This window comes from Ruegeria sp. CDSC002, assembly GCF_059610905.1.
On the sequence record NZ_JBXWOM010000018.1, the window covers coordinates 1 to 15,888 of the forward strand.

Sequence of the window (15,888 nt, forward strand, 5' to 3'; positions counted from 1 at the left end):
GAAGCCGAAGCCGAAGCCGAAGCCGAAGCCGAAGCCGAAGCCGAAGCCGAAGCCGAAGCCGAAGCCGAAGCCGAAGCGGCTGTGGAACTGACTCAGGAAGAGAACTCCGCGCCGCCGGAAAAATCGCATCGTGAAGAGTCGCAGCAGGAAGAAAAACGCAGTGGATTCGTCCCCGCTTTGCTCGGCGGTGTGATCGCTGCGGGAATCGGGTTTGCAGCGGGCAGCGCGGGCTTGTTCGGATCTGGCGATACAGATGCGCTTACGACGCTTGAGGCGAAGCTCAACGATCAGTCCACTCAGATCGAGGCACTGACAAAATCCCTGTCCGACACATCTGGCGTCGACAGCAAGATTGCAGCGCTGACCGATCAGGTGACACCGATCACAACCGATCTGGATACGCTCAAATCCAGTGTCGATGAACTGGCGGGCAAGATTGATCCTTTGGCCAGTCGCCTAAGTAAAATTGAAAGCGACGCGCTGACTCAAGGCGCGTCCCCCGAAGCGTCGGCAGCCTTTGAGGCCGAACTGAAAAAATTACAGGACTCACTGGCGGCGCAGCGGGCCGAAGTAGAAAAAATGGTGTCGGACGCACAAACGCTTGAGGCGAAAGCCTCGGCAGAGGCTCTGGCAGCGACCAACGCGGCGATCCTGTCGCGCCTGCATGGTCAACTGGATGCTGGTCAGCCTTACGCAGACCTTGTCGCCGAACTGAAGGTAGGCGGCGTTGATGTGCCTGAGGCGCTATCCGGCCCCGCCGATAAGGGTGTTGCAAGCGTGTCGACCTTGCGGGCATCGTTCTCACCCGCTGCGCGAACCGCGTTGGCGGAAGCACGGGATGCGGACAAAGCCACTGGTCTGGTGGCGTTCCTGCAGCGACAGACCGGGGCGCGTTCGGTCACCCCACAAGATGGCGATGGTCCGGATGCGATCCTGTCTCGTGCCGAGTCGGCTCTGTCCAGTGGCGACGTCTCAACGGCCCTGACCGAACTTAAATCCCTGCCCGAAGCGGCGCAGGCAGCTATGGCTGATTGGGAGCAGGCAGCCCAGGCGCGGGTTTCCGCGGTGGATGCCGCCAATGCGCTTCAGCCTAGCGTGAACTCGAACTGAAGGACCTGCCATGCTGTGGTCACTGTTTAAGATTCTAGTTTTTGTTGCGATTATCGGTCTTCTGGCCGTGGGTGCGGGTTCCCTCATGGAAACCAGCGGTGGTATACAGATCACAGCCGGCGGGACGGAGTACACTTTGGGGCCGTTGCAATCGGTCATCGCACTGGGCGTTCTGGTTTTTGCAGTTTGGCTTTTGTTCAAGCTGCTGACCCTGTTGATCGCCACGCTGAAGTTCCTCAACGGAGACGAAACCGCACTCTCGCGCTATTTCGATCGTAGTCGCGAGCAGCGTGGGTATCAAGCGTTGTCCGATGGTCTGATGGCGCTGGCATCGGGCGAAGGGCGCGTGGCTTTGAACAAGGCCACCAAGGCAGAGCGGCTTTTGAACAAACCCGAGCTGACCAACCTGCTGGTGGCTCAGGCTGCCGAGATGAACGGTGACACCCAAAAGGCGGCTGACACCTACAAAAAGCTGGTGACGGACAATGCAACCCGCTTTGTCGGTGTGCGCGGTATCATGAAACAGAAACTGGCCGAAGGGGATGACGAAACCGCCCGCAAACTGGCCGAAAAAGCGTTGGCCATGAAGCCGCGCCATCTGGAAACACAGGACATTTTGTTAGGTCTTCAGACCAAGGCGCAAGATTGGGCAGGCGCGCGGTCGACATTGACTGCCAAGTTGAAATCCGGTCACCTGCCGCGTGACGTGTTCAAGCGACGTGATGCTGTGCTGGCCCTATCCGAGGCCAAAGAGATACTGGACGAGAACGCCACGGTCGAACAGCAAGAGCGCGCGATTGAGGCGAACCGCCTGTCTCCTGATCTGGTTCCTGCGGCCGCAATGGCAGCGCGCGCTTACATTGAAAAAGGCAAACCGCGCAATGCGACCAAAATAGTGAAAAAAGCGTGGGAGGTGCAGCCGCACCCCGACCTCGCCCATGTCTTTGCAGAGATTGCGCCGGATGAAACGCCACATGAACGGATCAAACGCTTTACTGCGCTGACCCGCATTCACCCTGAGAATATGGAAACCCGTCTGATTTTGGCGGAGCTGAACATCGTGGCCGAAGACTTCCCCGAGGCGCGTCGCGCACTGGGCGATGTGGTCGAAAAGCAGGCGGATGCGCGCGGTTACACGTTGATGGCCGCTATTGAACGGGGCGAGGGGTCCTCGGACGCGGTAGTACAGGGTTGGCTGGCCAAGGCGCTGACTGCACCGCGCGGGCCACAATGGGTCTGCGACAATTGTCATGACATCCAGCCCGAGTGGGCTCCGGTCTGTCAGAACTGCAGCAGCTTTGACACGCTCAGCTGGCAAACACCGCAAACGCCGGAAATCGCAAGCGCGACGGGTGTCCATATGCTGCCTCTGATTGTTGGTGCGTTGGAAGACAGCAGCGAGCCGGAAGCTGAGGTCGAGGTTGAAGTGGAAGACGTCGAGGAACCGGTTGATCCCGAGATCATCGAATTGGATGTGGAACCAGTCCGCCCCGACGTCGAACCCGTGGTCGAGAAACAGGCCTGACGCGCTATTCCTCAGGCGAGTTCCTGACATAAGTCCAGCGGTACGTCGGAGGTGTGGGGCCTTTGTTGCGGCCACCTTGCTGCATTTGCTCCCACGCATGTGCCAGTATGCCGACTGACCGGGAGAGGCAAAACAAACCACGCGCAAGCGGTGGTTCGAACCCAAGCTCTGCGTAGATGACAGCCGTGGCCCCGTCGATGTTCATCGGGACGGATATGCCTTTGCGGCGTGCAAGCTCTGCCTCGATATCCAACGCGATTTTCCGGAAACGTCCGTCACACGCGCCGCGTTCTACGGCCTCAGCGACCAGAGCCATCAGTCGCGGTGCGCGTGGATCGGTCGGTGTGTGAAACCGGTGGCCGAAACCCGGCAGTATCTTTCCGTGGTCGTCGATCCAGTCGTCAATCGCTGCACCGATCCCGCCCGAGTGGGACCCGACAAAGTGATACAGCTCAACCGCCTGCTCACCGGCGCCGCCGTGGATGTCGCCCAGCATGTTCACCGCGCTGGCCATTGCGTTGTTCAAAGGCAAACCGCAGGTCACTGCCATCCGGGCCGTCGCAATAGAAGGTGCCTGTGGTCCATGATCCACCGCGGCAACCAGGGCCGCTTCGAACAGATTTGCCTGCGCGGGTAACGGGCGGCTGCCGCGAACCAGAAACCAGATCATTTCAGCGAAACTGAGGTTGCCGATCAGGTCCTCGATGGGTTCACCGCGCAGGGCGATGCGCCCGGGTTCCATGTCAATGATGGATGTGCTCCACCAGTCGGAAACATCGCTCATATCACACCATCCTTGGCCAACTCCTTGATCTCATCCGGTGACAAGCCAAGTTCGGACCAGATTGAATCGTTGTCCGCGCCCAATTCCGGCGGTGAGACTTTCGGCATTTTTCGCTGCCCGTCCATCACCACGGGGCTGCCTGCCAGCTGCATGTCCTCACTGTGCACCGGTAGCGTGCCGATCAGTCCCCGGCTGGCCAACTGCTCATCGGCCAAAGCCTCAGGCACCGTCAGAACCTGCCCGGTGGGTACGCCCAAGCCATTCAGTTCGCTGACCCACTCGCTCGCGGGACGCAATTTTAGGGATTTCTCCAGCTCATCCCGCAAAGCGTGGCGGTTTCGTTTGCGATCTTCGCGTGTTGTATAGTCAGGGTCATCCAGCAAGTCCTCGCGGCCAAGATGCCGGGCGAGGGCTTGCCATTGTTCATCGCGATTGGCGGCGATGTTGATCGGGCTGTCGGATGTGGCGAAGGTACCGGACGGTGCCGAGGTTGTGTTTTCATTGCCATGCGCGCCGGGCATCACACCGCCGACAAGGTAGTTGGACACAACCCATCCCATGGTCGAGATCACGGCCTCGGACATGGCAATATCCAGAAACGCGCCACGGGGATTTGCGTTCAATGCGGCACTCACCGCAAAGGCGGCCGTCAGCCCCCCGACCGTATCAGCCAGCGGATAGCCAACGCGGTAGGGTGCCGTGTCCGCCGCGCCGGTGATCGACATGACCCCGCTGATGCCCTGAACGATCTGGTCATAGGCCGGGTCGTCGCGGCGCGGACCGTCCTGCCCGAACCCGCTTATTGCGCAATAGATTAAGGCAGGGTTTTCGGTACGCAGAACGTCATACCCCAGACCCAACCGATCCATCACGCCGGGCCGGAAATTTTCAACCAGAACATCCGCCGTTTTCACAAGCTGCTTTAGCAGAGCCTTGCCTCGACTGGATTTCATATCCAGCGTGACCGATTTCTTCTGCGCGTTCTGCGCCAGAAAACTGACCCCCATACCGGCGTTGTTCCGGTCAGGATCAGCCCCCAATACACGGGCCAGATCACCGCTTTTGGGGCGTTCGACCTTGATCACCTCGGCCCCCATGAGGGCCAGTTGGTAACAACAATACGGGCCGGCCAGCACGTTTGTCAGATCAAGGACCCGAACACCCCTAAGCGGTTCAGTCCCCATCAGCCACACCAGCGGCCCGCGCCCGTGCACGACGTGCGCGGTAGCTGGGCAGCAGAACCAGCAGGACGGCAATGGCAAGCAGTCCCAAGGTCATCGGACGTTCCCAGATAAACGCGATGCCATCATACAGCTGCATCGAGCGCGAAAAGTTATCCTCCATCATGCCGCCAAGGATGAACCCGATCAGCAGGGGTGCCAGCGGATAGTCAGCGAACTTCAAGGCCGTTGCGCATACGCCGAAACCCACCAGGATCAGCAATTCGGTGGCATTGTTCTGCCCGATATAGGCCCCCATCAGTGTGAAGAACAAAATGAACGGGATCAAATAGTTGCGCGGAACGGCCAGCACTTTGGCGATGTAGGGGATCAGCGGCAGGTTCAGGATCAGCAGGACGAGGTTGCCAATGAACATCGACATGATCACCGCCCAGAAGATCTGAGGCTCATCCAGCATAAGACGCGGGCCCGGGGTGACGTTCAGGGCAATCAAGGCACCCAGCAGGATCGCGGTCGTCCCGGATCCGGGAATACCCAGTGTCAGCAGCGGCACGAAAGATCCGGTGCAAGCCGCATTATTCGCCGATTCAGGCGCGGCCAGGCCTTTGATCGAACCTTTGCCGAATTCCTCCTGCTCATCCTTGGGGGCAATGTTCCGTTCCACCGCATAGCCGAGGAAACTTGCAATTGTCGCGCCCGCGCCGGGCAGGACGCCGATAAAGAAGCCCTGCACCGATTGGCGACCGATGACCGGGGTGATGGCCTTCGCCTCGGCCTTGGTAATGCGCAGATCCTTGATCTTGCCGTCATCACCTTTCAGGTCCTTGGGTTTAAGCACCAGGAACAACGCTTCGGGCAGGGCGAACATCGCCATGGCCAGGGTGATGAAGCCAAACCCGGATTGCAGGTCCATGATGCCCATTGTGAAACGCGGAAGATTGAACAGCGCCCCCTCTCCGACGGTGGCCATGATCAATCCCATGGTCGTCATGATGATGGCCTTGGCCACTTGCCCCGAACCGGCAAAGGCTGCGATGGCCGAAAGACCTACCACCATCAGCGCGAAGTATTCGGCGGAATGGAACAGCAGAGCGACCGAAGACAGTGCCGGAGCAAAGACCATCAGCAAAATGGCACCGATCGTGCCGCCTGCGAAACTGGCGATTGCTGCGATGGTCAGGGCCTTGCCCGCCTTGCCCTGCCGGGCCATTGGGTAACCGTCAAAGCTTGAGGCCACGGTGCCCGCGACCCCCGGCGCGTTCAGCAGAATGGACGAGGTCGAACCGCCGAAGATCGCGCCATAGTAAACGCCTGCCAACAGGATCAGTGCGGCGGATGGATCGCCCATCGAAATAGCAACCGGGATCATGATTGCGATGATCGACATTGGGCCCAGACCCGGAAGCATGCCGATAAACGTGCCGATCAGACAGCCCGCGACAACCATCAGCAGGTTTTGAATTGAGAATGCCGTTTGCAGGCCGATCAGAAGTCCTTCAAGCATGTCAGCCTCCGAACACGCCCGGCAGGGGGCGCATATAAATTCCAAGAACTTCCTGAACCAGATACCAGACGGATCCGGTTGCCACGAACGCGACAGGCAGCATGATGTGCCACTTGCGTTCACCCAGAATGAAAGACCCGAGGATCAGGAAGCTGGATGTCGCGATCAGAAAACCGACCGGGCGCAGGCACAGGGCATAGACAACCATGAGCACCAGAAGAGAAATTGCCTGACCCAGATGATATTCCCCAAGTCTGCGGTAATCGATATCGGCCTCTTTGACCTCGCTCTTTTCAAAGCCAAGCAGGATGATCGAACACGCGACCACGCCTAGAATAGACAGCACCTTTGGAAATGTGCTGGGCCAGATCGGATTTCTCTGCATGAAAGGAGGAAGACTTCCGTCCATCGTGAACCAGGCGGTGTACCCATACGTTAGGCAAACACCCAATAAAATAAGCGCGATCCAGCGATCCAGCGCCATAACGTCCCCTCCCCTGTATCTTGGTTTTTTGGGACGGCAGAGCGACCAAACGCTCTGCCGTAGATTGCCTCAGAGGAAGCCCAGCTTCTTCATCAGGTCGCTGATCTGCTGTTCCTGACCTTCCAGAAACGCTTCGAAATCGGCACCCGAGTTGTGGATGTTGACCCAACCGTTACGGGCACGAACCTCTTCCCATTCGGGCGTGTCGTACATCTTGGCGATGGCTTGCTGATAGGCAGCCAGCTTGTCCTCGGGCAGGCCGGGGGCAGCAAAGAATCCACGCCAGTTCACGAAAGTGGTGTCGATGCCCTGTTCCTTCATGGTCTGTGCGTCAGGTGCTGCATCGACCCGCTCTTCTGCGGTTACGCCAATGATTTTAACCTCTCCCGCGTTGGCCAGATCGACAGCTTCGGAGAAACCGGTCGACAGTGCGGCGATCTCACCCGACAACAGGGCAGCCATAGCTTTTCCGCCCGCATCATAAGGGATGTATTTTACGCCCAGCGCGTCCTTGCCTGCAGCTTCCATGACCATTGCGGCGACCAGATGGTCCATACCGCCAGGTACCGAGCCGCCACCAATCGCGGTTGCGCCCGGGTCAGCGTCATAGGCGGCCAGCAGGTCCGCCATCGAGTTGATCGGGCTATCTTTGCCTACAACAATCGCTGCGTAGTCGCCGATTGTGCCCGAGACCAGTGTCAGGTCACGGAAGTTATGCGGGAACACACCGGTCAGCGAGCGGATCACGATGGGCGTCGAGTTGACCATCAGCGTGCCGTGGTTGCTGTCCGCGTTTTCAATCAGGAAGCCGATGGCTTTACCGCCGCCGCCGCCCGACATGTTCTCATAAGATGCCGTGCCGACCAGACCAGCATTGGTCAGGGCCTCGCCAGTTCCGCGGGCGGTACCGTCCCAGCCACCGCCGGCGCCGCCGGGGATCAGAAAGTGGATGCTGTCGACGACTTCTTCGGATGCGGCAGGTCCAACCAGACCAATTGCTGCAACAGCTGCGATCAGGGCCCGACGGCCCAGGTTAAATGTTGTCATTATGTCCTCCCATTTGACAACTGGCCGCTCAGCGGCACAGATTATCCTGCACCTAAACACGCCAACCTGACATCAACCTGTCATGCAAAAAGAAACTGATTTTCGCCCATGAAATTTCTGCTTGTCGAAGACAATCTCGACCTCGCGAACGCGATCAGTTCCCGCATGCAGCTGGATGGTCATGTTGTTGATCACGCAGCAAATTTAGAGGATGCGCGCGCCTTTGTTGCGACCGAAGAATACGACCTTATCCTGCTGGATATCATGTTACCCGATGGGGATGGCCGCGAGTTCCTAAGGCAGCACCGCGCAAGCCGTTTGGACACGCCGGTGATCGTTCTGACTGCGCGCAGTCAGGTTTCGGATCGAATCGGTTCGCTTGATCTGGGGGCGGATGACTACGTCACCAAGCCTTTCGATCATGCGGAACTTGAGGCCCGCTGCCGTGCTGTTCTGCGTCGGAAGTCCGGAAGCTCAAAGTCGACGATTGAAGTTGGCGGAATTATCTTTGATCCGGTTGCTGGTCATTTGACCGTCGATGGTGTCACGCTCTCCCTACGCAATCGCGAGTTGAGAATGATCGAGCTGTTCATAAACGCGCCGGGTCAGGTGTTTTCCAAGCAGAAGCTGGCGGACAGGTTGTTTTCTTATGATGACAACGTGTCGGACAACGCGATTGAGGTCTATGTCGGACGCCTGCGCAAGCATCTTGAAAAATCCGGCATGAAAATCACTACGTTGCGCGGGCTGGGATACAGGTTGGATCATGACGACTAGCCCAACTGTTTCGGGATCACTAAGAAATAGGCTGGTGTTGACGCTGATCGGCGGAGCGGCGGTCCTGGCGATCCTATTGTTCCTGACGGTGCGCAGTTATGCCGCAAAAGTCGCCCAACAGGGACAGGACGATATATTGGGGGCGTCCGTCTCGTCGATCCTTGATGCCGCAGCGCTTAGGGATGGTCACCTAGAGGTGGACATCCCCTATGCCGCGTTTTCCATGCTCAGCACGCCGTCGGATGACCGGGTGTTCTATGCCATTTATCAGGATGGAGAATTCTTGTCCGGATATGAGGATCTGAGCCTCGCAGACGGCCCGATTGAAGGCAGGTGGGCCTTTCAAACCGGTCAGGTCCGCGGCGAGCGTGTCCGACAGGTCAGCGCCAGCCGAACGCTGGTCGGTTTGGGCCGCCAGACCGAGATTGAGGTCGCGTTGGGGCAAACGCAGGACGCGTTATCCGACACGCTGGATCAGATTTCACGCAATGCAGCGTATTTGGGGATCGGGTTCTTTCTGCTGACCGCCGCGCTGTCATTCTGGGTGACATCATCAACGATCGGCCAGTTGAACAAACTGACGACCTCGGTCACACGCAGAGGTCCGCAGGATCTAAGCCCGTTCAAGAAACCCGTGCCAAAAGAGATGGCGCCGCTGGTGACGTCGCTGAATTCGCTCATGGGTCGTCTGGACCAATCGCTTAGCCAATCCGAGGACTTTATCGCCGAAGCCGCGCACCGGGTGCGAACGCCGCTTGCCACCGTCAGGTCTTATGCCGAGGCGACCCTTCACCGCGTGGAACGGGAAGACAACCGCGAAGCCTTGAAGGCCATGGTACGTGCCATCGACGAAAGCTCGCGCGCGGCAGGGCAGTTGCTGGATCACGCGATGATCACCTTCCGAGCGGATCATCTGGAACGGGAAGAGATTGATTTGGTCGTACTGATCCGCGATCTGGTGCAGCGCCTGATCCCGATTGCCGAAATGAAGGAGCTGACGCTTTCATTGTCGGGTGAGCCCTCGGTTCCTTACTCGGGCGACTCGATCCTGATCCAAAATGCTGTGCGAAATATGGTCGATAACGCGATGAAATACGCACCATCTGACAGCGCTGTTGAGATCACGATCATTGCACATCCCGAACCCCAGATTCAGGTGCGCGACTCGGGTCCAGGCTTTCCGCCTGATGAAATCGACACGCTGACGCGACGGTTCGAACGCGGACAGAACGCGGTTGGGACCATCGGGTCCGGTCTGGGGTTGACGATCGCACAGGATGTGGCAACGGCGCATGGGGGCGCATTGATCCTAAAGAACCGGTCAAAGGGGGGCGCATGCGTTATCTTATCGCTCTAGTTTTGTTGGTGGCTCCCTGCCTCGGATGGGCCGACGATTGGGAAGACCGTCTGGTCTTTAATGAAAGCGCCGAAGGTCCGCGCCTTCGGGTGATTTCCAGCACCGATACTGTTTTGTTCGCGCCGGTGATCGAGGGGTTTGTTGCGGAGAACCCCCGGATTAGTGTCGAATACCTCGTTTCCGGAACCGCCGACATCAACCGTCGAGTCCGCGCAACGCCCGATGCCTTCGATGTGATCATCTCGAGCGCGATGGACCTGCAGTTGAAACTGGCAAATGACGGCTTTGCCCTGTCTATCGACGATGTGCCCGTCCCGCACTGGGCGCAATGGCACCACAGCCTTTTCGCATTCACCTCGGAACCCGCGACAATCGTGATAAACCGAACCGCGTTTGAAGGGCAGCCCATCCCCCAGACCCGGCAAAGCCTGATCGAGGCATTGCGGAAACGACCCGAAGAATTTCGGGGCAAAGTTGGCACCTATGACGTTCGCCAATCTGGTCTGGGATATCTGTTTGCAACCCAGGATGCGCGCGCGTCTGAGACGTATTGGCGCTTGATGGAGGTTATGGGCGGCCTGGATGTCCGGCTTTATTGCTGCTCGGGCGAAATGATCAATGACCTAGCGGATGGCTCGATCCTGGTTGCTTACAATGTTCTGGGCAGTTACGCCGCCGTCCGAGCCGAGGGCAAAGACGCCCTTGAGGTCGTGTTACCGTCTGATTTTCAAACAATTATGATGCGCACAGCGATGGTTTCGAAAGCCACGCCAGAACCCAAAGCAGCTGAGTTGCTGCTGCGATACCTCGTAACTGAGCGGCCAGCAGTGGCTGAAGAGGCCAGCCCGCTTCCTCTTTTGCAGCCGAGTGATGGTTCTGACGGGCGCGAGACAATCGGACTTGATCCCGCGTTACTGACCTTTCTTGACGGGTTGAAACGAACAAAGTTTCTTTCTGCATGGGAAGATGCCGTTATTCAGTAATAAGACCGTCACCTAAGCCTGGTGGGTCGGTAAAAACCGAAACCAGCGCCGATGCTGTTGTAATTCCTTTTCAACATCAATTGTCGCAATCAATTCCGTTTGCTAACGTCACCCACGCGTCGGGGAGGGCGTGTAAATCCAAATGTTGGACTATTCTCATAACGCTTGGCTTGTGGCGGCGTCTCTCGCTGTTGCGATGATGGCAGGATTCACCGGCCTTTATCTAACGCATGGGGCCTCAAAACTGGACGATCAGAAACGCAAACTGGTCGTGGCGTTGGCTGCGATCATTCTGGGCGGTGGTATCTGGTCGATGCATTTCGTGGCCATGCTGGGCCTGCAACTGCCGATCCTGTTTTACTACGATGCTTTGATCACCCTGATCTCAGCGCTGGTCGCGATCCTGATGGTTGGTCTGGCGCTGCTGATCCTACATTTCCGCCCCCGCACGATGGGTACAATTGTCGGTGCAGGCGTGATCGTGGGTTTGGGGATTGTTGTTATGCACTACGTCGGCATGGCCGGGATGGAGCTGTGCCGCCCCGTTTACAATCTTTGGGACGTGGTGATTTCGACCCTAGCCTCGGTCGTTCTGTCGGTGCTGGCAATCTGGGTTGCCTATGATAACCGAACGCAACGCAACATTCTGCTGGGAACGGTGTGTTTCGGGTTGGCGGTCTTCACCATGCATTTTGTCGCCACCGGCCTGACTGATTTTGTCGCAAGCGATACCGCCGGTCGCGCCGGGCCGGCGCTAAACAATCAGGTGCTGGCGATGGGGGTCACTGTTTCCGTGTTCCTGATCTGTGGTGCATTCCTGCTAACGGGCATCACCTTCATCGAACCTGCGGCAGCAGACATATCGCCCAGCGCGCCGGAACCTGCCCGGGAGCCAGAGCCCACATTGCGGGCCGGGGTTCCATTTGAGCGGGAAGGACAAACCTTTTTCGCCCAGCCGTCCAATATCGCAGCCATCCGGGCCGAAGGGCACTACACCGTTCTCTATATGAACGCCGAGAAACTGTTTTGCCCGTGGTCCATTACCGAAGCTGAATCGCGCTTGGCGCCTGACGGGTTTTTGCGGGCTCATCGCAGTTATCTGGTGAATCCCAAACAGGTCTCGCGGTTCGAGAGGCACAAGGACAACGGCACCTGCTATTTCGATAGTGTCGATGCGCTAGCCAAGGTGCCGGTCAGCCGATCCCGCCTAACGGACATTCGCGAGGCGCTGGGCCTTTGATCGCAGCTCGTGCAGCGCATTCGCATTTCGTGAAATAAGCTGCGCTCTCCGTTTCCACTGGCTGGAGCGGATGGCTTCAGCGTCCTTTCCTTACCGCAGGTCCCCCAAGGCATACCGCTTGGACCCAGGGAGGAAAAACATGATACCAGCCGGATTTGAGTATCACCGGCCAGGCGATATCGCCTCGGCCATTGGCATTTTGCAGGAACACGGAGATGAAGCGCGCGTGATCGCGGGCGGGCACAGCCTGATCCCGATGATGAAGCTGCGCATGGCCGAAATGGGCCACCTAGTCGATCTGCAAGCTATCGAGGAGCTGAAGGGCATCGAGGTTGGTGCCGACACGGTTTCGCTTGGCGCAATGGTGACCCAGCATGAGCTGATCACTCATGACGGCTTGGCTACAGCCATTCCGTTGATCCGAGAGGCCGCGCTGCAGATCGCGGATCCTCAGGTGCGATATGTGGGAACTGTTGGTGGGAACGTCGCCAATGGTGATCCAGGCAATGATATGCCGGGGTTGATGCAATGCCTGAACGCGACGTTCGAACTGTCTGGCCCCGATGGTCGCCGCAGTGTCGCTGCGCGTGAGTTTTATGAGGCCGCTTACTTCACTGCGCGTGACGATGAGGAAATCCTGACCCGGATTTCGATCCCGGTGCCGGGCGCGGGTGTGGGTCAGGCCTATGAAAAGCAGAAACGCAAGATCGGTGATTATGCGACAGCGGCAGCTGCCGTGATGGTTGGCAATGGTCAGGCCTCGGTCGCGATGACCAATCTGGCGGACACACCCGTCTGGTCTGAAAGCGCAAGCAATGCGCTGGCGGATGGGGATGTCAGCGGTAGTGTCGCCGCGATGCTCGAAGCCATCGACCCGGTGGCCGACAATCGTGGTCCCGTCGAATTCAAGAAACACGTGGCCGCTGTGATGCTGCGCCGCGCCATCGAACGCGCGCAAAGTCGCGCGGATTGAGGGGAGGAACAACGATGTCAAAAATGCACGTAAAACTCACCGTGAACGGCAAGCAGGTCGAAGGTCTGGCCGAGCCGCGCACGCTGTTGATCCATTTCCTGCGGGAAGATTTGAAAATCACAGGCCCGCATATCGGATGCGAAACCAGCCATTGCGGGGCCTGTACCGTGGATATCGACGGCAAGTCCGTCAAGTCCTGTACGACCTTTGTGGCACAGGTGAACGGGGCCGATATCACTACTGTCGAAGGGCTGACCAATGACGACGGCAGCCTCGGGGTTCTGCAAGAGATGTTCCGCGAACATCACGGGCTGCAATGCGGCTTTTGCACGCCGGGCATGATCACCCGCGCGCATCGTCTTCTGCAAGAAAACCCGAACCCGACCGAGGAAGACATCCGCTTTGGCATGTCCGGCAACCTGTGCCGCTGCACCGGATATCAGAACATCGTCAAGGCGATCGCGGCATCTGCCGACATGCTGAACGCTCAGAAGGAGGCTGCGGAATGAACGACCAGACTCTGACCCCCGAAGAACGCGTCGCCAACCTCAAAGGGATGGGCAGTTCGCGCAAGCGCGTCGAAGATGTGCGCTTTACCCAAGGCAAGGGCAACTACGTCGATGACATCAAGATGGACGGGATGCTGTTTGGCGCCTTTGTCCGCTCTCCCTATGCCCATGCCCGCGTCGTCAGCGTGAACAAAGAGGCTGCGCTGGCGATACCTGGCGTTGTTGCTGTTTTGACTGCCGAAGACCTTGCGCCATTGGGGTTGCATTGGATGCCGACGTTGGCGGGCGACAAGCAAATGGTGCTGGCCGATGGCAAGGTTCTGTTCCAGGGTCAGGAAGTTGCTTATGTCATCGCTGAAAATCGGTATATCGCTGCGGATGCGGCCGAGTTGGTCGAGGTTGACTATGAAGAGCTGCCCGTTCTGACCGACCCGTTCGAAGCGCTAAAATCAGATGTCGTCCTGCGCGAAGACCTTGCGGGTCAGACAGAGGGTGCCCACGGTCCGCGTAAACATCACAATCACATCTTCACGTGGGAACAGGGCGACAAGGACGCGACCGAGGCTGTTCTGGGTGAGGCAGATGTCGTGGCCGAAGAGATGGTTTATTACCATCGGACCCACCCATGCCCGCTGGAGACATGCGGCTGTGTTGCCTCGATGGATAAGGTGACCGGCAAGCTGACGCTCTATGGCACTTTCCAGGCCCCGCACGCGATCCGCACCGTTGTATCGCTGATCTCGGGTCTGGCAGAGCACAATATCCGGGTTATCAGCCCCGATATTGGCGGTGGCTTTGGCAATAAAGTCGGCGCCTATGCAGGCTATGTCTGCTCGGTCGTCGCCTCGATTGTCACCGGCCAACCGGTGAAATGGGTTGAGAACCGGATGGAAAACCTGATGTCCACCGCGTTTGCCCGCGACTACTGGATGCAAGGCAAGATAGCTGCCACGAAAGACGGCAAGATCACCGGCTTGTGGTGTCATACCACAGCGGATCATGGTGGATTTGACGCCTGTGCCGACCCGACCAAATTTCCGGCTGGTTTCATGAACATCTGCACTGGGTCATATGACATCCCAACTGCTTATCTGGCTGTGGATGGGGTTTACACCAACAAGGCACCGGGCGGTGTTGCCTATCGTTGTTCGTTCCGGGTGACCGAGGCTGCGTATTTCATAGAACGGATGATCGAGGTACTGGCCATCAAGCTGAACATGGACGCGGCCGAGTTGCGCCGGATCAACTTCATCAAGGCCGATCAGTTCCCGTATCAGTCCGCGCTGGGCTGGGAGTATGACTCGGGCGATTACCACACCGCTTGGGACAAAGCGCTGAAGGCCGTGGACTATGAAGGTCTGCGGGCGGAACAGGCGCAACGGATCGAGGATTTTAAGGCTGGTAAGACTCGCAAACTGCTGGGCATCGGCCTGACGCATTTCACCGAAATCGTCGGGGCCGGACCGGTGAAGAACTGTGACATCCTCGGGCTGGGCATGTTCGACTCGTGCGAAATCCGGATTCACCCGACGGGTTCCGCCATCGCGCGGCTGGGGACAATCAGCCAGGGTCAGGGCCACGCCACGACCTTTGCCCAGATCATCGCCAGTGAGATCGGCCTGCCAGCCGATGACATCACGCTGGAGGAAGGCGACACCGACACCGCGCCTTATGGCCTTGGGACCTACGGGTCTCGGTCCACACCGGTTGCCGGTGCTGCGACAGCCATGGCCGCGCGCAAAATCCGCGCCAAGGCGCAGATGATCGCGGCCTATCTGCTCGAGGTGCATGACAATGATGTCGAATGGGATGTCGATCGGTTTGCCGTCAAAGGCGCGCCTGAGCGGTTCAAGACCATGAAAGAGATCGCTTTTGCCGCTTACAACCAGGCTATTCCGGGGCTGGAACCCGGTCTGGAGGCCGTCAGCTACTATGACCCCCCAAATATGACTTACCCTTTCGGGGCCTATATCTGTGTCATGGAGATCGACGTGGATACTGGGGAATGGGATGTTCGGCAGTTCTATGCGCTGGACGATTGCGGCACGCGGATCAACCCGATGATCATCGAAGGGCAGGTCCATGGCGGTGTGACCGAAGCGCTGGCCATCGCGATGGGGCAGGAGATTGCCTATGATGAGATGGGCAACGTCAAGACCGCAACGCTGATGGACTTCTTCCTGCCAACGGCTTGGGAGACGCCGAACTACACCACCGATCACACGGTCACGCCATCTCCGCACCACCCGATCGGTGCCAAGGGCGTGGGCGAGAGCCCAAATGTCGGCGGCGTGCCTGCGTTCTCGAACGCGGTACATGATGCGTTCCGGCCCTTTGGGTTGGTGCAAAGCCATATGCCGCATGATCATTGGCGGATCTGGAAGATCGCCAACGGGTTGGGGATGCACGGGTAA

The 15,888-nt window shown here is 58.3% G+C and carries 14 protein-coding genes; 9 read left to right on the plus strand and 5 right to left on the minus strand.

Features of this window, described 5'->3' with window-relative positions; translation table 11 throughout:
• Together AC2FJE_RS22245 and AC2FJE_RS22250 are read left to right on the plus strand one after the other, a co-directional pair.
• Positions 1-1,110, plus strand: a 1,110-nt coding sequence (locus AC2FJE_RS22245; protein ID WP_496758347.1) for a COG4223 family protein, incomplete at its 5' end; no start/stop codon positions are given.
• A 10-nt stretch (positions 1,111-1,120) separates the two neighbouring features.
• A complete protein-coding gene (locus AC2FJE_RS22250; protein WP_496761493.1) occupies positions 1,121-2,635 on the plus strand; it encodes a heme biosynthesis protein HemY in 1,515 nt (504 codons plus the stop codon).
• A gap of 4 nt (positions 2,636-2,639) precedes the next feature.
• On the opposite strand, the gene AC2FJE_RS22255 is transcribed toward AC2FJE_RS22250, so the two are convergent.
• The 5 genes from AC2FJE_RS22255 to AC2FJE_RS22275 all read right to left on the minus strand — a co-directional run bounded on the left by AC2FJE_RS22255 (position 2,640) and on the right by AC2FJE_RS22275 (position 7,635).
• Entirely contained in the window at positions 2,640-3,419 is a 780-nt protein-coding gene (locus tag AC2FJE_RS22255) for a citryl-CoA lyase (protein ID WP_282121204.1), read from the minus strand.
• Positions 3,416-4,603 carry a CaiB/BaiF CoA transferase family protein gene (locus AC2FJE_RS22260; protein ID WP_496758351.1) on the minus strand — a complete coding sequence of 396 codons (1,188 nt, stop codon included), beginning with the start codon at positions 4,601-4,603 and terminating at the stop codon, positions 3,416-3,418. Before AC2FJE_RS22260 ends, AC2FJE_RS22255 begins: the two co-directional genes overlap by 4 nt.
• Complete coding sequence (locus AC2FJE_RS22265) at positions 4,593-6,104, minus strand: tripartite tricarboxylate transporter permease (RefSeq protein WP_058275183.1); 1,512 nt, start codon at positions 6,102-6,104, stop codon at positions 4,593-4,595. Before AC2FJE_RS22265 ends, AC2FJE_RS22260 begins: the two co-directional genes overlap by 11 nt.
• 1 nt (position 6,105) lies before the next feature.
• Positions 6,106-6,588: a tripartite tricarboxylate transporter TctB family protein gene (locus AC2FJE_RS22270; protein ID WP_058275184.1), complete on the minus strand. Its 483-nt coding sequence runs from the start codon at positions 6,586-6,588 to the stop codon at positions 6,106-6,108.
• 69 nt (positions 6,589-6,657) lie between these two features.
• A complete protein-coding gene (locus tag AC2FJE_RS22275) occupies positions 6,658-7,635 on the minus strand; it encodes a tripartite tricarboxylate transporter substrate binding protein (RefSeq protein WP_058275185.1) in 978 nt (325 codons plus the stop codon).
• Positions 7,636-7,743: 108 nt separating this feature from the next.
• Between AC2FJE_RS22275 and AC2FJE_RS22280 the strand changes: the two genes are divergently transcribed.
• The 7 genes from AC2FJE_RS22280 to AC2FJE_RS22310 all read left to right on the plus strand — a co-directional run bounded on the left by AC2FJE_RS22280 (position 7,744) and on the right by AC2FJE_RS22310 (position 15,888).
• Entirely contained in the window at positions 7,744-8,412 is a 669-nt protein-coding gene (locus AC2FJE_RS22280) for a response regulator transcription factor (protein WP_282154090.1), read from the plus strand.
• Positions 8,402-9,769, plus strand: coding sequence for a sensor histidine kinase (locus AC2FJE_RS22285; protein ID WP_058275187.1), 1,368 nt, complete (start codon positions 8,402-8,404; stop codon positions 9,767-9,769). The genes AC2FJE_RS22280 and AC2FJE_RS22285 overlap by 11 nt, the downstream gene beginning before the upstream one ends.
• A complete protein-coding gene (locus AC2FJE_RS22290; protein WP_282171102.1) occupies positions 9,748-10,752 on the plus strand; it encodes an ABC transporter substrate-binding protein in 1,005 nt (334 codons plus the stop codon). Before AC2FJE_RS22285 ends, AC2FJE_RS22290 begins: the two co-directional genes overlap by 22 nt.
• A 142-nt stretch (positions 10,753-10,894) precedes the next feature.
• A complete protein-coding gene (locus tag AC2FJE_RS22295) occupies positions 10,895-11,992 on the plus strand; it encodes an MHYT domain-containing protein (protein WP_282171101.1) in 1,098 nt (365 codons plus the stop codon).
• A 139-nt stretch (positions 11,993-12,131) separates the two neighbouring features.
• Positions 12,132-12,965, plus strand: coding sequence for an FAD binding domain-containing protein (locus AC2FJE_RS22300; protein ID WP_496758358.1), 834 nt, complete (start codon positions 12,132-12,134; stop codon positions 12,963-12,965).
• Between the two features lie 14 nt (positions 12,966-12,979).
• A complete protein-coding gene (locus tag AC2FJE_RS22305; RefSeq protein WP_109313028.1) occupies positions 12,980-13,474 on the plus strand; it encodes a (2Fe-2S)-binding protein in 495 nt (164 codons plus the stop codon).
• On the plus strand, positions 13,471-15,888 hold the full coding sequence (locus AC2FJE_RS22310) for an aerobic carbon-monoxide dehydrogenase large subunit (RefSeq protein ID WP_496758361.1): 2,418 nt from the start codon (positions 13,471-13,473) through the stop codon (positions 15,886-15,888). The genes AC2FJE_RS22305 and AC2FJE_RS22310 overlap by 4 nt, the downstream gene beginning before the upstream one ends.